At 26.7% G+C, this 17,765-nt stretch carries 18 protein-coding genes; 8 read left to right on the plus strand and 10 right to left on the minus strand.

Translation table 11 applies throughout. The features are described from left to right. The 3 genes from ACTCCZ_RS02310 to mqnE are packed head-to-tail and all read left to right on the plus strand — an operon-like array spanning position 1 to position 2,029. Positions 1 to 651 (plus strand): carbonic anhydrase, encoded by a 651-nt coding sequence (locus tag ACTCCZ_RS02310; protein WP_079577643.1) that lies wholly within the window; start codon positions 1 to 3, stop codon positions 649 to 651. Then, the gene (locus ACTCCZ_RS02315; protein WP_079577644.1) at positions 641 to 958 is read left to right on the plus strand and encodes a hypothetical protein; all 318 of its coding nucleotides are present in this window, start codon (positions 641 to 643) and stop codon (positions 956 to 958) included. Before ACTCCZ_RS02310 ends, ACTCCZ_RS02315 begins: the two co-directional genes overlap by 11 nt. Before the next feature lie 9 nt (positions 959 to 967). Beyond that, positions 968 to 2,029 (plus strand): aminofutalosine synthase MqnE, encoded by a 1,062-nt coding sequence (mqnE, locus tag ACTCCZ_RS02320; RefSeq protein ID WP_079577645.1) that lies wholly within the window; start codon positions 968 to 970, stop codon positions 2,027 to 2,029. Between the two features lie 43 nt (positions 2,030 to 2,072). Here the strand turns inward: mqnE and ACTCCZ_RS02325 are convergent, their stop codons facing one another. The 5 genes from ACTCCZ_RS02325 to ACTCCZ_RS02345 form a co-directional block, all read right to left on the minus strand. After that, positions 2,073 to 3,638: a hypothetical protein gene (locus ACTCCZ_RS02325; RefSeq protein ID WP_079577646.1), complete on the minus strand. Its 1,566-nt coding sequence runs from the start codon at positions 3,636 to 3,638 to the stop codon at positions 2,073 to 2,075. 8 nt (positions 3,639 to 3,646) lie between these two features. Next, positions 3,647 to 4,273: a lysophospholipid acyltransferase family protein gene (locus ACTCCZ_RS02330; RefSeq protein WP_079577647.1), complete on the minus strand. Its 627-nt coding sequence runs from the start codon at positions 4,271 to 4,273 to the stop codon at positions 3,647 to 3,649. A 2-nt stretch (positions 4,274 to 4,275) separates the two neighbouring features. After that, positions 4,276 to 5,592 carry a tRNA (N6-isopentenyl adenosine(37)-C2)-methylthiotransferase MiaB gene (miaB, locus tag ACTCCZ_RS02335; RefSeq protein ID WP_079577648.1) on the minus strand — a complete coding sequence of 439 codons (1,317 nt, stop codon included), beginning with the start codon at positions 5,590 to 5,592 and terminating at the stop codon, positions 4,276 to 4,278. 8 nt (positions 5,593 to 5,600) lie between these two features. After that, entirely contained in the window at positions 5,601 to 5,852 is a 252-nt protein-coding gene (locus tag ACTCCZ_RS02340; RefSeq protein WP_079577649.1) for an HP0268 family nuclease, read from the minus strand. 321 nt (positions 5,853 to 6,173) lie between these two features. Next, the gene (locus tag ACTCCZ_RS02345) at positions 6,174 to 7,391 is read right to left on the minus strand and encodes an IS110 family RNA-guided transposase (RefSeq protein ID WP_079577650.1); all 1,218 of its coding nucleotides are present in this window, start codon (positions 7,389 to 7,391) and stop codon (positions 6,174 to 6,176) included. A 248-nt stretch (positions 7,392 to 7,639) separates the two neighbouring features. Here ACTCCZ_RS02345 and nusA point away from each other — a divergent pair, with 248 nt between their 5' ends. Further along, a complete protein-coding gene (gene nusA, locus ACTCCZ_RS02350) occupies positions 7,640 to 8,815 on the plus strand; it encodes a transcription termination factor NusA (RefSeq protein WP_079577651.1) in 1,176 nt (391 codons plus the stop codon). Next, a complete protein-coding gene (cysS, locus tag ACTCCZ_RS02355; protein ID WP_079577652.1) occupies positions 8,815 to 10,221 on the plus strand; it encodes a cysteine--tRNA ligase in 1,407 nt (468 codons plus the stop codon). The genes nusA and cysS overlap by 1 nt, the downstream gene beginning before the upstream one ends. Positions 10,222 to 10,273: 52 nt before the next feature. On the opposite strand, the gene rpsR is transcribed toward cysS, so the two are convergent. From rpsR to holA, 4 genes are all read right to left on the minus strand, one after another. After that, complete coding sequence (gene rpsR / locus ACTCCZ_RS02360) at positions 10,274 to 10,537, minus strand: 30S ribosomal protein S18 (RefSeq protein WP_079577653.1); 264 nt, start codon at positions 10,535 to 10,537, stop codon at positions 10,274 to 10,276. A 16-nt stretch (positions 10,538 to 10,553) separates the two neighbouring features. After that, the gene (locus ACTCCZ_RS02365) at positions 10,554 to 11,096 is read right to left on the minus strand and encodes a single-stranded DNA-binding protein (RefSeq protein WP_079577654.1); all 543 of its coding nucleotides are present in this window, start codon (positions 11,094 to 11,096) and stop codon (positions 10,554 to 10,556) included. A 20-nt stretch (positions 11,097 to 11,116) separates the two neighbouring features. Further along, positions 11,117 to 11,470 (minus strand): 30S ribosomal protein S6, encoded by a 354-nt coding sequence (gene rpsF / locus ACTCCZ_RS02370; RefSeq protein ID WP_079577655.1) that lies wholly within the window; start codon positions 11,468 to 11,470, stop codon positions 11,117 to 11,119. Positions 11,471 to 11,544: 74 nt separating this feature from the next. Beyond that, positions 11,545 to 12,525, minus strand: coding sequence for a DNA polymerase III subunit delta (holA, locus tag ACTCCZ_RS02375; protein WP_079577656.1), 981 nt, complete (start codon positions 12,523 to 12,525; stop codon positions 11,545 to 11,547). 71 nt (positions 12,526 to 12,596) lie between these two features. Between holA and fliW the strand changes: the two genes are divergently transcribed. After that, a complete protein-coding gene (fliW, locus tag ACTCCZ_RS02380; RefSeq protein ID WP_159445721.1) occupies positions 12,597 to 12,965 on the plus strand; it encodes a flagellar assembly protein FliW in 369 nt (122 codons plus the stop codon). Here fliW and ACTCCZ_RS02385 read toward each other — a convergent pair. Continuing rightward, positions 12,955 to 14,808: an RNB domain-containing ribonuclease gene (locus ACTCCZ_RS02385; RefSeq protein ID WP_079577658.1), complete on the minus strand. Its 1,854-nt coding sequence runs from the start codon at positions 14,806 to 14,808 to the stop codon at positions 12,955 to 12,957. The two genes, fliW and ACTCCZ_RS02385, sit on opposite strands and share 11 nt — an antisense overlap. 61 nt (positions 14,809 to 14,869) lie before the next feature. On the opposite strand from ACTCCZ_RS02385, the gene ACTCCZ_RS02390 reads away from it, so the two are divergent. Then, the gene (locus ACTCCZ_RS02390) at positions 14,870 to 15,628 is read left to right on the plus strand and encodes a substrate-binding domain-containing protein (RefSeq protein ID WP_079577659.1); all 759 of its coding nucleotides are present in this window, start codon (positions 14,870 to 14,872) and stop codon (positions 15,626 to 15,628) included. A 13-nt stretch (positions 15,629 to 15,641) separates the two neighbouring features. Beyond that, positions 15,642 to 17,720 carry a sensor histidine kinase gene (locus ACTCCZ_RS02395; RefSeq protein ID WP_079577660.1) on the plus strand — a complete coding sequence of 693 codons (2,079 nt, stop codon included), beginning with the start codon at positions 15,642 to 15,644 and terminating at the stop codon, positions 17,718 to 17,720. Positions 17,721 to 17,765: the final 45 nt, after the last annotated feature.

Raw genomic sequence — 17,765 nt, forward strand, 5'->3', positions numbered from 1 at the left:
ATGCAAGAGTTAATAAAAGGGAATAAAAGATTTAGAGAAAAAAAATTCCCAGAATTAAAAGAGAATGTTGAAAAATTAGTAAAAGATGGTCAAAAACCTGAAGTTTTATTTATTGGATGTTCAGATAGTAGAGTTACTCCTGATATAATGCTTGATGTTAATCCAGGGGATATGTTTATTTTAAGGAATGTTGGTAATTTTGTACCTCCTTTTAAGTGTGATGAAGATTATCATGGTAGTGCTGCTGCTATTGAATATGCTGTTTCAGTTTTAGAAGTTAAACACATAATAGTTTGTGGTCATTCTCATTGTGGTGCTTGTCAAAGTTTATACACTGAAATTCCTTTAGAAAAAGAGAAAGTTGTTCATGTTAAAAAGTGGTTAGAGCTTGGTTCAAAAGCAAAAGAGAGAACATTAAGCTTGATTAAAGACCCAAATGATAAAGAAAAACTTTACAGACTAACTGAAAAAATATCTGTAACTTACCAATTAAAGAACTTATTAACATATCCTGATGTAAAAAGAAGGGTTGATAATGGAAGTTTACAAATACATGGATGGTATTATAAATTAGAAGATGGTTCAATTGATTGTTATGATCAAGAAACTCAAAAATTTAAAAATTTAGAAGAGTGTATAAATGGAAAATGAAGTCAGAAAAATACCAAAAAAAAGTAAAATCATAATCTTAATTTTAGCTCTTATTGCTATTATATGCTTTTTATTGTTAACTTACTTAAAAGAGTTAAAAGTAACAGGGATTTTAAACTCTCTTGGTTATAAACAAATTAGTAATGTAACTGTAATAAATAAATTAAGTGTTGAAAACAAAGAGACAAGAAGAAAGGGTTCAGTTTATAAAATCCTTTTTTATAATGATAAAACAAATCAAGAGTGTATTGGTTTTTTACATAAAGATAGTTCAAATCAATATTACGAAGATTTTGATTGTAAATAGTAGGTATAAATGAAAATATTAGAAAAATTAGAAAATAATGAAAGATTAAATTACGAAGATGCATTAAAACTTTACGATTTAGATTTTTTTGATCTTGCTTTTTATGCAAATAAAAGAAGAGAAGAAAAACATGGTAAAAAAACATATTTTAATATAAATAGACATATAAATCCAACAAATATCTGTAAAGATGTTTGTCAATTCTGTGCTTATAGTGCAAGTAGGAAAAATCCTAGTCCATACACTATGAGTCATGATGAGATTTTAAATGTAGTTGACAATTCATCAAAAAATGGAATTAAAGAAGTTCATATAGTATCAGCTCATAATCCAAATACAGGTTTACAATGGTATTTAGATGTATTTAAAAAGATAAAAGATAATTTCCCAAATATTCATATAAAAGCATTAACAGCAGCTGAAATTCACTTTTTAGTAACAGAATATAATCTAAGCTATGAAGATATTATAAATAAAATGCTTGAACATGGTGTTGATTCAATGCCAGGTGGTGGAGCTGAAATATTTGATGAAAAGGTAAGAAAAAGAATTTGTGGTGGAAAAGTTACTTCACAACAATGGCTTGAAATTCATAGACTTTGGCATAAAAGTGGAAAGAAAAGTAATGCAACTATGTTATTTGGACATATTGAATCAAGAGAACATAGAGTAGATCACATATTAAGATTAAGAGAATTACAAGATGAAACAGGTGGGTTTAATGCTTTTATTCCTCTTGTTTTTCAAACTAAAAATAACTACTTAAAAGTTAAAGAGCCAATTACAGGACAAGAGATTCTAAAAACATATGCAATTGCTAGAATTTTACTTGATAATATTCCAAATATAAAAGCTTATTGGGCAACATCAACAGTAAAACTTGCTTTAATAGCTCAAGAGTTTGGTGCTAATGATTTAGATGGAACAATAGAAAAAGAGTCAATACAAAGCGCTGCAGGTGCTCAAAGTGCTCATGGAGTACAAGTTCAGCAGTTTGTTGATTTGATTAAAAACTCTGGATTTACTCCAGTTGAAAGAGATTCAATCTATAATGAACTAAAAATTTGGTAAATAGTTTGCTAGAATAAAAAAATTCTAGCAAATTAATTTAAATTTATTTTGGTTGATGAAATTGTAAAATAAAATCCATCTCTATTCCAGCTTCTGTTTTTACAAAATTAATTGGATATGAGATATGAATAGAGTATAACTCATTGTTTAACATATCAACAATATCATAAAATGCTATTGGGCTAGTAACTGTCATATTTATCAAATAATTAAAAGTAACAACATCAGATTTAAAACTTGATTTAAAATTAATTTTAGCATTTTTTGGAAATAGTGTTTTTAATTGTTCTGTTACTCTAATAATAGGTATAAACTCATCTATAATATATGTTTCTTTATAGATTTTCATAGAACTAGATATTGGTTTAGCCCCAATATTTTCTACAATTCCCTCATATATTACATTTTTATTTTCAACAAATTCAACAGAAGATTTGTTATAAAGTTTTAAAAGTTGTGGTTGCATAGTTTTTATGTATGTATCATCACTTAAAAAGTTTGCATGAAATGAAGAACCATCTTTTCTTATTTCTAAATCTTTTAAAACTACATCAAAAGGTATAATATCAAATATATCTTGAACTCTTTTTTTTGCTATTAAGTTTTTTTCAATATGATTTGGTAGTTTAAACTTCTTTTTTACTTTAACAGTTTGTTCTTGGATTTTTTTTCTATTTTCATTTAATAAGTCATTTATGGGAATAGTTAAATAAGCAATTAATCCTACAGCTATTATTGATAAAATTGTAAGCCAAATTTTTGAACTGTTTTTACTTGGCTTTTTTCGTGGTACAATAAAACTTTTATGCTGATGTTTATCTTTTACAAGTTCAAATAACTCTTCATTTATTGAAATTGGATGATAAAAAACATCAAGCATTAATTGATCTTTTATTTTTTTTATCTGTTCTTCATCAAACTGCTTTACAGTATATAGTAATCTAATCTCTTCTATAAATATATCATTTGTATTAGAATAAAACTCATTGATTATGCTATGTATATTATCTAAAACTTCAAAAAAATGAATCTCATCAAATAGTTTTTGGCCAATTACATCACTTTCATAAAACTTGCTATTTTTTACATCTTCAAATGATGTAAATTTAACAACTTTTGCGAAAACAATTTCACCTTTTGAATTTAGTATTACAATATATGCTTTATTATTAAAAAATAGTGATATTAAAGAGTTTGTATAAGGATTTTTTTCAATAAAAAGATTTAATACATGAAAAATTGAATAAATATAATCAACGCCAGTAGCTTCAAAATAGTGTCTTGTTTCAAAAAGCTTATTTTTCAAAACAGCAACATCATATTCATTATTTAAATTTGTAGTTGCATACTCTTTTAATCTTTTAGAGACATTTCTTTTAACTAACTTTGTATCATCACTAAGCAAAAGTGCTGAAATATATGTTTTATCTATTTCATTTTGTAATGCATTTATTTTATGTACTGCATCCCTTGGCAAAATTTCATCTTTAGATAAAAATACTGATTGACTTGAGTCTATTATTTCTGCTTTTTCTAACTTTTTAAAGTTAAGTTTTAAAGAGTTATTATTTTTAATAGCATTTATATATAAAGAGTGTTTATTAAACATTACTATTCCTACACTACTGCATTAATAAGCATTTTTTCTTTTATTAATGCTTTTGCTTGTTCATTATCTAAATTTGTCACATCTAAAGGCTCTTGAATAAAAAATTCAATAGTTCCAAAAGGTTTTGGAACTACAAATTTATCCCATGATTTCATTTGCCAATATTTACTTGGTTTACAATTAAAAATAACTATTTTACAACCGCTTTTTTTTGCAATTGCAACTATTCCATCTGCAACACTAAATCTTGGTCCTCTTGGCCCATCAGGAGTGATAGCAATATCATTTTTAGCTTTTAACTCTTTAATTGTACTAATTAATGCTTTAGCTCCACCTTTTGAAGAAGAACCTCTAATTGAACCAATACCTAAATATTGTACAGTTCTAGTTATTGCTTCACCATCTTTGTGTTGACTAATCATTGCTTTTACAAGTGATGATGGTCTTAACTTTTGATAATTAAATGGTTGCATTAATAACTCACCATGCCAAAAAGCAACGATTATAGGTTCATCTGCTTTGATTTGAGCATGGTGAAAAACTTTTTTGTTTGTAAGATAAATAAATCTTACAAGCAATTGCATAATAAAAGGTATAATTTTTATTGAAATAAAAGTTTTAATTCTTTTTTTCATATTTATTTTATTATCTCACCTTTTAATGCTGTTCTTGTAGCATTAAGTACTTTTACTTTAACAAACTTCCCTAAATACTCATCACTTCCCTTTGCAAACACTTGCAAATAGTTATCTGTATATCCAGAAATTTCACCATTTGGTTTTAATGCTTCAACTAATACAGTTACTGTACTTCCAATTAATTTTGGCATTTGTTCTTCTAAATATCTTTTATGAAGCTCAATTAAAGTTGTTAATCTTTGACTACCTATTTTATCATCTATTTCTAAATGCTCTAATTTTAAAGCTTCTGTTTCTGGTCTTGGAGAGTACTTAAAGTTAAATATTTGATCAAATTTTACTTGATTTACAACATCTAAAGTATCTTCAAAATCCTCTTGTGTTTCACCAGGAAATGCTACTATAATATCAGTTGTAATTCTTAAATTTGGAACTAAATCTCTTAATTTCTTAGCTCTATTTAAAAACCACTCTTTCGTATAACCTCTTTTCATAGCTTTTAAAATAGCAGTTGAACCACTTTGCAATGGCATATGAATACATTTTGAAATTTTTGGATTTTTTGCAAACTCTTCAATAAACTCATCATCCATATGCAAGGGATGTGGAGAAGTAAATCTAATTCTTTCTAATCCATCAACTTTTGAAACATCTTGTAGAAGTTTTGTGAAACTATATTTTTCTCTTTTATCTGAAAATCTTCTTCCATAAGAGTTTACATTTTGCCCTAAAAGCATCACTTCAACAGCACCATCATCAACTGCTTTTTTTATTTGATCAACAATCATTTCAGGAGGAATAGATATCTCTTCACCTCTTGTACTAGGAACAATACAATAAGTACATTTTTTATCACATCCAATAGAAATATTTACACTTGCTCTATATTTATTTGTTTTTGCAGGAGCAAATTCATATGTTGATTCATCATTATCAATTGAGATTTCAATTGCACCTTTTACATCAACAACATCTTTAATTTTTGAGATATTTCTAGCTCCAACAACAAAGTCTACATAAGGAGCTCTTTTAATAATATCTTTTCCTAAATGGCTTGCAGTACACCCGCATACTCCAATTTTTGCACCATCTTTTTTCTTAGTATTAAATTGTCCAATTTCAGAAAAAAGTTTTTGTACTGGTTTTTCTCTTACTGAACATGTATTGATAATAATTAAATCTGCATCTTCTATATTTTCAGTTTTATCATAATCTTTATATTTTTTTAATTCTGCAGCTATATGTTGGCTGTCAGTATCATTCATCTGACAACCTAATGTTTGTATAAATAACTTTTTTGATTCTTCTTTACTCATTTATTTGCCTACTTAATTAAAAGTGCATGTACCTCATACATATACTCATCATCAGCCAAGCCATATTTTACTTCTCTAAAATATACATTGAACCCTTCATCTTCTAAAGCATCAACCAAAGCCATCATATCTTTATGAGAGTTGTCTCTATCAAAATAAAATATTTTTTCACCAGATTTTTGTAACTCTTCTTTAATTTTGTCTAATTGCACTTTTTTTGGTTTTTCATTTAACTCATTTCTTGCAAATAATAATTCCATATAACTAAACCTTTTTTATCTTTTAAATTAGCTATATATTTTAGCTTAAAATGGCTTTAACTTGTATAAAAGAAGTTTTAGATATAATGTGAGTCTAACAACAACATTGAAAATCAAAACATTCATTTCAATGTCAACAAACAAACCATCCTATAAAGAATAGCTTAAACGACTAGCTATTTTTTATGGGTGTGCTTTATGGTTTGATTTTTTGAGCATTTTTTAACAAAGTGTTCAAATGATCAAATAAAAAATTGATACATTTATTAGGTCAAAGTTCTATAAAAACTCATTGTTCTCACAAGTGTTAAACTAACAAGTTTATCTTCTATGTTGGATAAGTACTCTGTTTGGATTATATGCTTGGTTATACTTAAAAAGTGAATAAATAATTGATGCTAATTTCTTAGCAACAATTATTAAAGCTTCTTTTGTTGATTTACCAGAGGAACGCTTATCGCGATAAAGCTTATGAAGTTCAGTATTATGTCTTACAGCTGATACAGCTGCGAGATATAATGCATGTTTAGCTATTGGTATTCCTCTTTTTGCTAATGTTCCAGTGGATAAAGATTTACCAGATTGATATAAAGTTGGATAGAGTCCTAAAAAGCCAATGAAGGCTTTAGCAGATTCAAATCTTCGTAAGTCTCCACATTCACCAAGAATAGCAGCAATGGTTTTATTGGCAACTCCAGGAATAGATTTAGTATTTTCAATATTACTTGAATCCTCATCCAATTGATTATCAATTAAATCTTGAATTTGTTTTTCAATATCTTCTTTTTCTTGAATGTAAAGCTCTAATATCTTAATATTAGTTCTGATCATTAAGGCCCTTGATTCATAAGCACGACCTGAATAAATAGACGAATAAGCCAGTTCTATCAAGTACTTTGCTTTTTCAAGACTAAAGTTATTACCTTTGATGTGACGAAATATCTTGGTTAGCTTTGCTGGCGTAGCTTTTTGAATATCCATTGCAGTAGGATAGGCCTTAATGATTGCTATTGCAGTTTTGGTAAAGATATTTGGAAATACTTTTTCAATCTCAGGATTAACAGTTGCTACAACTGTAGATATTTCTCTTTTAATAGTTTTAATCTTATCATCTAAAGATTTTTTTAGTCTATTTAAAACTTTTAAATTATGATAAGCTTCATTGCTAATATAACTAGCTTTATATTTTCCAGTTGCTAATAGTTCAGCTATAACATAAGCATCGATCGAATCATTTTTAATCTTTTTAAGTGTAGAGAAATCTCTATACTTAGCTGTTTGATAAGAATTTAGTAAGATTACCTTATAATTAGCATCAGTAAGGTAAGAATAAAAATTTTCACTGAATGCTCCAGTTGATTCTATTCCAATAATAAAATCATCATTGTCAAGTGATAAATCAGCTAATCGTTTTAGTAATTCTCTTAATCCTAAAATGTCACTATGAATCCAAAAAGGTTTGCAAGCTAACTCTTTAGATTCATCTAAAATACAAACATAATGCTTATCCTTAGCAATATCAACTCCAACATAATACATGATAATCCTCCATTGTGATAGTTTAAAATCTCATAGCTTCGTGTTATAACAGGTAGAAAAACAATTTCTCCCGAGCATCCTATAGATGATTAAAAAAAGCTAACACAAGACGTTTTATGTGTAGGTATCTTTATCCTAAAAGGAAAAAAACTTGTTTATTATTAGCTTTTGTGAGAGCTATGAGTTTTATAGAACTTCAATCAATATTTTAATATTTGATTGATAAATGTATTATACGAAGGGTTTTAATGGATAAGATTATTGATATTTTGGACTCAATTGCCTATGAAAAAGGTCTAAAAGTTGAAGATGTAGAGCAGGCATTAAAAGAGGCGCTGATAAAAACTGCTCAAAAGATGGTTGACCCATCACTAAACTTTGATGCACAAATAGATAGAGTTAATAAAAAACTTGAACTTTTTCAAAAGTTAGAAGTTGTTGAAAATAATGATGAAAGATTACTTGGTAATTCATTAGATCAATATAACAACTTAATTAACCCTGAAAATTTCATCTGCATTGATGAAGCAAAAAAGATTGATTCAGATTTAGAAGTTGGTGATTCAGTAGATTATGACTTAGAATTTGAAAATATGGGAAGAAATGCAGCAACAATTCTTCATAATAATTTTGAATATAAAATACAAAGATTTATTGAAGAAAATCTTGTAACAAAATTCAAAAATAAAATTGGGAAAATTGTAAATGGATCAGTAACAAGAGTTGATAGAGCTGAAAACACATTTATAGAAATTGGCGAAGTAAAAGCAATCTTACCAAGAAAAAACAGAATCAAAGGTGAAATATTTAAAGTGGGAGATCACTTAAAAGCTGTTGTAAAAGCTGTAAAAATAGATAAATCTTTAGGATTAATTATTGAGATTTCAAGAACTTCACCAAAATTTCTAGAAGCACTAATAGCATTAGAAGTTCCAGAAGTTAAAGATAATAGAATTACAATTGAAGCAAGTGCTAGAATACCAGGAAGTAGAGCAAAAATTGCCCTTTCTACAATAGAGCCAAATATAGATCCAATTGGTTCAGTTGTTGGAGTAAAAGGTGTTAGAATCTCTTCAATAAGCCAAGAATTAAATGGAGAAAGTATAGATTGTGTTGAATACTCTACTGTTCCAGAGATGTTTTTATCAAGAGCCTTATCACCTGCTATTATATCAAGTGTGGTTATTGATAAAAGTGCTATTCCAGGAAAAAATTCAAAAGCTGTTGTAACAATACCAAGTGATCAAAAATCAAAAGCAATTGGTAGAGTTGGACTAAATATTAGATTAGCTTCAATGCTTACAAAAACAGATATTGAATTAAAAGAGATTGAAGCTACAAATGCACTTTCTGGTTTTGCCAATGACCAGCAAAATGATAATAAATCAGCTGCACCTGTTGATTTGGAGGCACTATTTAAATAATGAGAAAATTACATCTATTTGACTCTGTAAAAAAAGAAAAAGTACTTTTTGAACCAATTTTAAATAATGATGTAAAAGTTTATGTGTGTGGACCTACTGTGTATGATGATGCACATTTAGGTCATGCACGTAGTGCTATTGCATTTGATTTATTACATAGAGTCTTAAAAGCAAATAACTACAATGTAACAATGAGTAAAAACTTTACAGATATTGATGATAAAATCATCAAAAAAATGAATGAAACAAAACAAACCCTTGAAGAAATTACACAATATTATATAAATTCATACAAAAGTGATATGAATAAACTAAATATCTTAGAAAATACATTAGAACCAAAAGCTACACAAAACCTTGATATTATGATTGAGATGATAGAAAACCTACAAAAAAAAGATATAGCATATATCATTAGTGATGGTGTTTATTTTGATACTTCAAAAGATAATAATTATGGAAATATTAGCCACAGAGCAAGTGATGAAAATTCACAAGCAAGAGTAGAAACAAATAGTGAGAAAAGAAACTCTAAAGATTTTGCCTTATGGAAATTTCAAAAAGAGGAAAATGAGATTTCATACCCTGCTTCTTTTGGAAGAGGAAGACCTGGTTGGCATATTGAATGTTCAGCAATGATTGATAAACATCTAGCATATAAAGATAAAGAGTTTGCTATAGATATTCATGGTGGAGGAGCTGATTTAATTTTTCCTCATCATGAAAATGAAGCTGCACAAACTAGATGTTCTTCTAATCAACATCTTGCTAAATATTGGATGCATAATGGCTTTGTAAATATTGATGGTGAAAAAATGAGTAAATCACTTGGAAACTCGTTTTTCTTAAAAGATATACTTAAATCATATTTTGGTGAAGTAGTAAGATATTATCTTTTAAGTGCTCATTATAGAGCTGATTTTAACTTTAATGAAGAGGATTTAATTGTAAGTAAAAAAAGACTTGATAAACTTTATAGAGTTAAAAAAAGAGTTTATGGACTTGGAAAATCTTCTGCGAATAAACAATTCAAAGAGAATTTATTAGATGCTTTAAATGATGATTTAAATACATCAAAAGCAATTTCAATTGTTGATGAAATGGTTTCAAATGCAAATGAAACACTTGACAAAGAGCCTAAAAATAAAGCTTTCAAAAAAGAGCTTGTTGCAAACTTTGAATTTATAGAAGAAGTTTTAGGTGTTGCATCAAATGATGCTTTTAAATATTTTCAATTTGGTATTTCAAAAGAACAAATTAAAAAAATTGAAGAGTTAATCTTAAAAAGAGTAGAAGCTAAAAAGAATAAAGACTTTGAGCAAGCCGATAAAATTAGAGATGAATTAAGTAGCTTTAATATATCAATAATGGACACACCAAATGGTGTTGTTTGGGAAAAGGTATAGTTTTTAAATCATAAAAAAAGAAAGAAGTTTTACTTCTTTCTTTTAAAATTACTTATTTGTAGCTAATGTGTGCTGGTTCAGTAACTTTTTTAGTATCAACAATATATGGAACCAATGCCATATGTCTAGCTCTTTTGATAGCTTTTTCTACCATTTCTTGAGCATTTTTAGAGTTACCTGTAAGTCTTCTAGGCATAATTTTACCTCTTTCACTCATTGATAACTTTAATAAGTTAGTGTTTTTATAATCAATGAAATCAATTTTCATTTCAGTATATTTACAATATTTTTTTCCGTATTTTCTTTTTTCTGCCATTTTTTATCCTTGTTTTTTAAAAAGGTATTTCATCTTCATCAATATCGATTTCAGGTATTTTATGCTCAGGAGCACTATTTTGTGCCGAGTTCATACCACCATAATTATTCTTTTGTCCATAATCATTTTGAGTACTTGATGGGTTGTATTGATTTTGTTGAGGCTGTGGACTTGATGCATTTGCATTATAGTTATTATAACCATTGTCCATTCCACCTTGTTGTTGACTGTCACTTTTAGAATCTAACATTTTCATAGTATCAACTCTTAATGAGTGTTTACTTCTGTTTGTTCCATCTTGAGCAGTCCATTGTTCTAATACAAGTCTTCCCTCTAATAGTACTTTTGAACCTTTTCTTAAATATTGATTAGCAACTTCTGCAGATCTTCCAAAGATATTAAAGTCTAAAAAGCAAACTTCATCTTTTTGCTCACCACTTGATGTTTTGTATTTATAACTAGTTGCAATTGCAGATTTTGCTATTGCTGCACCACTTGGCAAATATCTAAGCTCAATATCTCTTGTAAGATTTCCTACCATTACTATTTTATTATACATTTGAAGGTCCTTATGTGTTATTAGTTAGCTTTTTTAGCTGCCTCGTCACTCATTTTTGTCCAAGCTGTAATCTCTTTTTTGTTTTCATATTTAATAAATAAAAATCTTAAGATTTGCTCATTGATTCTGAAAGTTCTTTCTAACTCTAAAATAGCACTTGCAGGTGATTTAAAGTAAATTACGAAGTAGTAACCTCTTTTGTTTTTTTCAATTTCATAAGCTAGTTGTCTAGAACCCATATCATCACAAGATACGATTTCTCCACCGTTTTTCTCGATGTTAGCTTTAACTTTTTCGATTTCTGCCACAGTCTCTTCATCAGTAAGAGTTGGCTTAATAATAAACATTGTTTCATAATGCTTTAATTTTGACATTTAATTGCTCCTTATAGTTTGTGCCGGTATCTTTACATAAATATCAGCAAGGATTTTTTGTAAAGTTCGTGATTTTATCTAAACATAACTGTAAATTTTCTTAGGCTTGCTTGTAAAAAAAGATTTTCTTTATTAATTTTTGTAGATTTTAGTTTTAACTCTAAATCAAGTAGAAATTCAAACATTTCTTGAAACACTTCTGGTTTTATTGAAATTGCCAATTTACTCTTTTTTTCCCAAATATTTTTAGGAGGAATATAACCTAAAATCTCTTTTGCATTAGGAGCTCCAAATGCTCTTGTATAGGCACTTATCATAAATAGTTGCTGAACAAAGGATGTAATTTGATTTAATAAATAAATTTCATTCATTCCCTCTTCTAATAAAAGTTGTAACTCTTCTGAAATATCATTTCCTACTATTAAATCATTTAAAAAATCCTCAAAAGATACATTTCCTATACCAAAACAGTGGGAGTTTATAAGATTTGTATTTATTTTTTTATCTAAAATAGCTAATTTTTTCAAGTCATTTATACATAAACTCAAATCATGTCTATGCATAAAATATAGATGATTTAATGCAGACATATCATAATCTAAACCTATAAATCTTGCCTCTTTTTCCAAAAGCTTTAAAGCTTCATTTATAAAAGGTGTAAACATCCTAACACTAACTGAATTTGTTTTTGCACTAAATGAACTACTCATTGTTTTAAAATCAAGATCTCCAAGGCAAGAGAAAATAAGTGTAGAATCAGGATTAATATTACAAGCATTTATTAATTCTGTAACTTCTTTTTTTTGTATCTTTTTTTCTGTTTTGATAATTATTAAATTAGTAGATGAAAAAAGAGATGATTGTAAAAGTTGATCTTTTATAAACTTAAAATCATACTCATCAAAATATATCCTTTGAATATCATTTTCATGTGCAATACTTTTTGCAACTAAATTACTATAATAATCAATTAAGAAAGTAGATTGCCCATAAAACATATACGCATCAAACTTTTTATTTTGTTTTAATAAGTTATCAAATTCATTTTTATACATAAAGATATAATATCTAAGATTAAGTTATTTTTTAATAAAATCTTTAAGCTTAAAATTAAAAAGGCATAATGTTGTATGAAGTAAAAGTTCCCATTTTAGGTTTTGATAAAATCAAATACATGAATATTAAAAAATTAGACAAAGATTTCTCTATTTTACAAATTGATAAAAAAGACAATACAAATATGCATATGATTTCATCAAACTCAATAAAAAGTTTTGATATTGAGTTTGATGAGAGTTTCTTAAAAAAGATGCAGATCAATAAAGATACAAAAATCTCTTTTTATTTCTCTATTGTTATAAATAATCCAGTTGCAAATTCAGTTGTTAATTTAACTGCTCCAATAGTTGTAAATGAAGATAAGAAACTTCTAGGACAATATATTATAAAAAAATCTACCTCTTTTTTTACTACAATGTCAGAACTTAGTATTTAATAGAAGCTACAATTTGTTTTGTAATTATATTTACAGATTTTATAATAACTTTTAACTTTGAGTATATTACCTGTCCTTTATAATTATCTAAAACAAGTTTCATTCCTGGCATTTTATCATAAGCTCTTGCTAAGCCTCTTTCACTATCAGTAATATAAACTCTAAACTCATCTTTTATATGTTTTTTTGCAAATCTAGCATATTTTCTATCTTCAAAATCCCAAACAAGTTGATCAATTTTTCTTTCTTGAATAGAGATATAATCACATATATCATCTATATTATCAGGTGTTTGATTGCTTTTTAACATTCTGTGTAAAACTAAATCTGAATATCTTCTAATTGGACTTGTAAAGTGAGAATATGAGCTAAATCCTAAACCAAAATGCCCTAAATTCTTTGAAGAGTATTTTGCTTGTGTTTGAGCATGAATTATAAGCTCATCAATCTCTTTTGATAAAGTAGTATGTTTTGCTTTATTTTGAATATGATTAATTGTTTCATGAATTGTAGATTGTAACTTTACATTTACACCTAAACTATTTACTTCATCAACAAGTTTTGTAATAGCTTTAAAAGGTGGCTCTTCATGAATTCTATATATACCTACACTATTAACTTTTTTACTAGCTTCAATATTTGCAAAAAGCATACACTCTTCAACTAATTGATGTGAGGCAGTTGAGTTTTCTTCTTCAATAGATTCAAGTTCACTATTATGATTTAATTTCAATCTTAATTCACTTGATCTAAATTCATAACCTTTTTCTAGCCTTTTTGCTCTATATGCTTTAGTCACATCATATAATTTAACAACAGAGTCAAATATTTGCTTTTCTAGTGTTGTATATTTATCAAATTTACCCTCTAAAACTCTATCGATTCTTCCATATGAGAACTTTCTTTTTGATTCAATTATTGCTTCATATAGTTTTGAACTTTTTATTTCTAAATTTTTTATATCTAAATGGATTTCAAATACATATGCATATCTTTTCTCATTTTCTCTTAAAGAGCACATATCTTCACTTAGTTTTCTTGGAAGCATTGGTAAAACTTTTGAGGGAAGATATATAGAGCTTGATTTCATATATGCTAGTTTATCAAGTTGCGAATTCTCTTTAACAAAATATGAAACATCTGCAATTGCTACATATACTATTTGTTTTGTTTCATCATAATAGATTGCATCATCATGATCTTTTGCACTAGCTGGGTCTATTGTACAAAAATTCAAGTGTGTTAAATCTACTCTTTTATTGGTATCATTCATCTTTGCATCAATTTCAAGCTCAGGCTCTAATCTTATTAATTCATGATATAAATACAAAGAGATAAACTCATCAACTTTAGGATCATCTATATGACCAATATCTTTTATAGTTTCAAAATCTTTACTATTTACTAGAAGTATTTGCCCATCTTGATATTTTTTATTTACTTTAAAATCTAATTCAATGCTCTCTTTTACTGTAAAAAAACTATTATCTTGAACATAAACTAAAAGCTCTTTTACTTTTGAAGAGAAAACATGCACTATTTTTGCTTTAATTTTACTTCTTGGATTAAAAATTCTTTTTGCTACTACAAAATCACCATCGTATGCTCCATTTAAAAGGTCAAACTCTAATTTTATATTTTTATGTTCATTGCTTATATCTTCTAATAAAGCATAATTTTTTTCAAATTTAACTTTTGCAATTTTGAATTTCGAATTTATTTCAAATTTATCTTCTTGTTTTATTAAAATTGAATCTTTTAATAGCTTATCAACTACTTTTTGTTCTTCTTTATTGAAAGTATTATTAGAATTTATTATCTTTTCAAATAGTTGTTTATACAATTTTTTTCCTTAAGTATGTTATGATAGTATCTTATCTAAAATCTTTTTAAGGCTTATTGTAATGTTTAAACAATTTTTTATTTTAATACTTACTACTTTTATAATTAGCTCAACACTAATGGCAAAGCAAAAACCAACTTTAATTTTTTATTGTGGAATAACAATGGTTAAACCAATTAAACAAATGGCTAAAATTATTGAAGAAAAATATAATTGTAATATCAAAATTTCACAAGGTGGTTCAAAAGATTTATATGATGCTTTAAAGTACTCAAAAAAAGGTGATTTATATCTTCCAGGAAGTGATTCATATAGAATCAAAAATAAAAAAGATTCACTTATAATTGATAGTGTTTTTATAGGACATAACCAAGCAGCAATTTTTGTAGAAAAAAACAATCCTTTAAAAATCAAAGATTTAGAAGCATTTATTAACTCTATGAACTCTTCTATTTTATGTAATCCAAATTCAGGTAGCATTGGAAAAATGACAAAGAAAATATTTCTTGCATACAAAGGAGAAAAGTTTTTTAATGAAGCTTACGATAATGCAATTGAGATTGGAACAGACTCAAGAAACTTAAATAGATCTCTTATTGAAAAAAGAACAAATGTAACTATTAATTGGAAAGCAACTGCAACATGGGATGAAAACTCAAAATATATAGATGTAATTGAAATTGATGAAAAATATGCCCCTAAAAAAAGACTTGAAATAAATCTTTTAAGCTTTTCTGAAAATAAAGAGATTGCAAAAGCTTTTATGGAGTTTGCAAAAAGTAAACAAGGTCAACAAATAATGAAAGAATATGGATTTTAAACTAGGATAAATTTTGATAAAACTATCACTTGCAAATAAACAAAATACCCTTTCAAAACTAATTTTATTAGTTAGTATATTTTTAATAGGAATAATAAGTTTAATAGTGCTTCACCTTTTCTTTTTAAATCTACTAGAAAACTTAGATAATAAAACAAAAAATCAAGAAGCAAAAATACAAATTGGTGAATATATAGTAAATGATTTATATAAAATTCGTTCAGATTTTTATGAAATAGCAACGACTGCAACAAATAAAAGAAGTAGAGATTTAATCTCTAATAGATTAAAACAAAGAGTAGAAACAATAAAAACTGCCCTTGATATTTTAGAAAATGGAGGAGAACTAAAAAGAGTAATTAGGCTTAATATTGTAGGACATAACAATACAATAAGAACAGTAAAATATATAAAAGAGAATAAAAGTATTGTATCTTTAGAATCAATTGATTTAAGACCAAAACTAGAAGAACTTATTAATATGACAAATCAATTAAAACTACTTTTAAATGAAGCTGAACTTTACAGATCTTTAGAAAATCATAAAGAGTTTGAGAAATTAACAAAAAAAATTAAAAGATTTTATAAATTAACACCTGCTTTTTTTATTAGAATTACAGAAAATACAAGAAGATTACAATATGAAGGTGAGATTACACTTAAAAAACTACAAAATCAAATAAAATATGAAAAAAAACAATATCAAAAGTTAGAGCTAATTCTTATTGCTTCAATTATATTTATTGTCTTAATACTTACATATTTTATAGTAAAACAAATAAATAAAAATGCAAAAACACTTTTTGATTTAAATACACAATTAGAAAAGAAAATGCAAGAATTAAAAATGCAAGAGGCTGCAACAAGGGGTATATTAGATGGACAACCTAATATAGTAGTTGTAAGCAATGGTGAAGAGATGATTGATGCAAATAGTGCCTTAGTAGATTTTTTCAATGGATATAACTCTTTTGATGATTTTAAAAATGAACATGCATGCATTTGTGATTTTTTTCAAGATGTAGAAAAAGAAGACTTTATATTAGATATTGATTATGATGGATTGATGTGGTATGAATATATTTTACAAAATCCAAACAAACTTCATAAAGTAGCTATGAAAAATCTAAGTGGCTTACACTATTTTTCAATAGTTGCCAAAAAGAAAATATTAAATGATAAAAACTTTATAATCATAATCTCACTAAATGAGATTTCAAAAGAGATAAAAGTGCAAGAGCAATTAGCAAAACTAAATGATAATTTAGAAAATATTGTTGATTCAAAAACAAAACAACTTCAAGAATTAAATGAAACTTTAGAAAAGAAAGTTCAAGAAGAGTTAGAAAAAAATAGGGCAAAAGATAAAAAAATGATTCAGCAATCAAGATTTGCAGCCCTTGGAGAAATGATAGGAAATATTGCTCATCAATGGAGACAACCCCTATCAGCTATATCTTCAACAGCTTCATCAATGCAACTTCAAATGCAACTTGGTATTAATAAAAAAGAAGATATTGAAAAGTCATATGAATCTATAATTACATATGTAGAGTTTTTAACACAAACAATAGAAGATTTTAGAAACTTTTTTAAAGAAGATAAAGAAAAAATCAAATTTGATATTCAAAAAATACTTAACAATAGTCTTAATATAACAGCTGCATCATATAAGGATAAAAATATAGATGTAGTAACAAACTTCAAAGAAGAAAAAAACATCTCTTTTGGATTTCCAAATGAACTTTCACAAGTCTTTTTAAATATTTTAAGTAATGCAAAAGATGCTTTTACAAATAAAAAAATAAAAAATCCTCAAGTTAATATAAATATTTTCAAAAAAGGTTCATATAATATCATTGAAATAATAGATAATGCAGGTGGCATTGATATAAAAAATATTGAAAAAGTATTTGACCCTTACTTTACAACAAAACATCAAACACAAGGTACTGGAATTGGTTTATATATGAGCAAAGAAATCATACAAAAACATATGAATGGTTTATTAAGTGTTGAAAATAGAATAATAAACAACAGTAACACTACTTATAAAGGCGCTTGTTTTACTATCTCATTACCAAAACTTTAGATTCTTTTGAGTATAATGCACGCAAACTAAAAATACAGAGGGAAA

It is taken from the genome of Malaciobacter sp. (genome assembly GCF_055140965.1).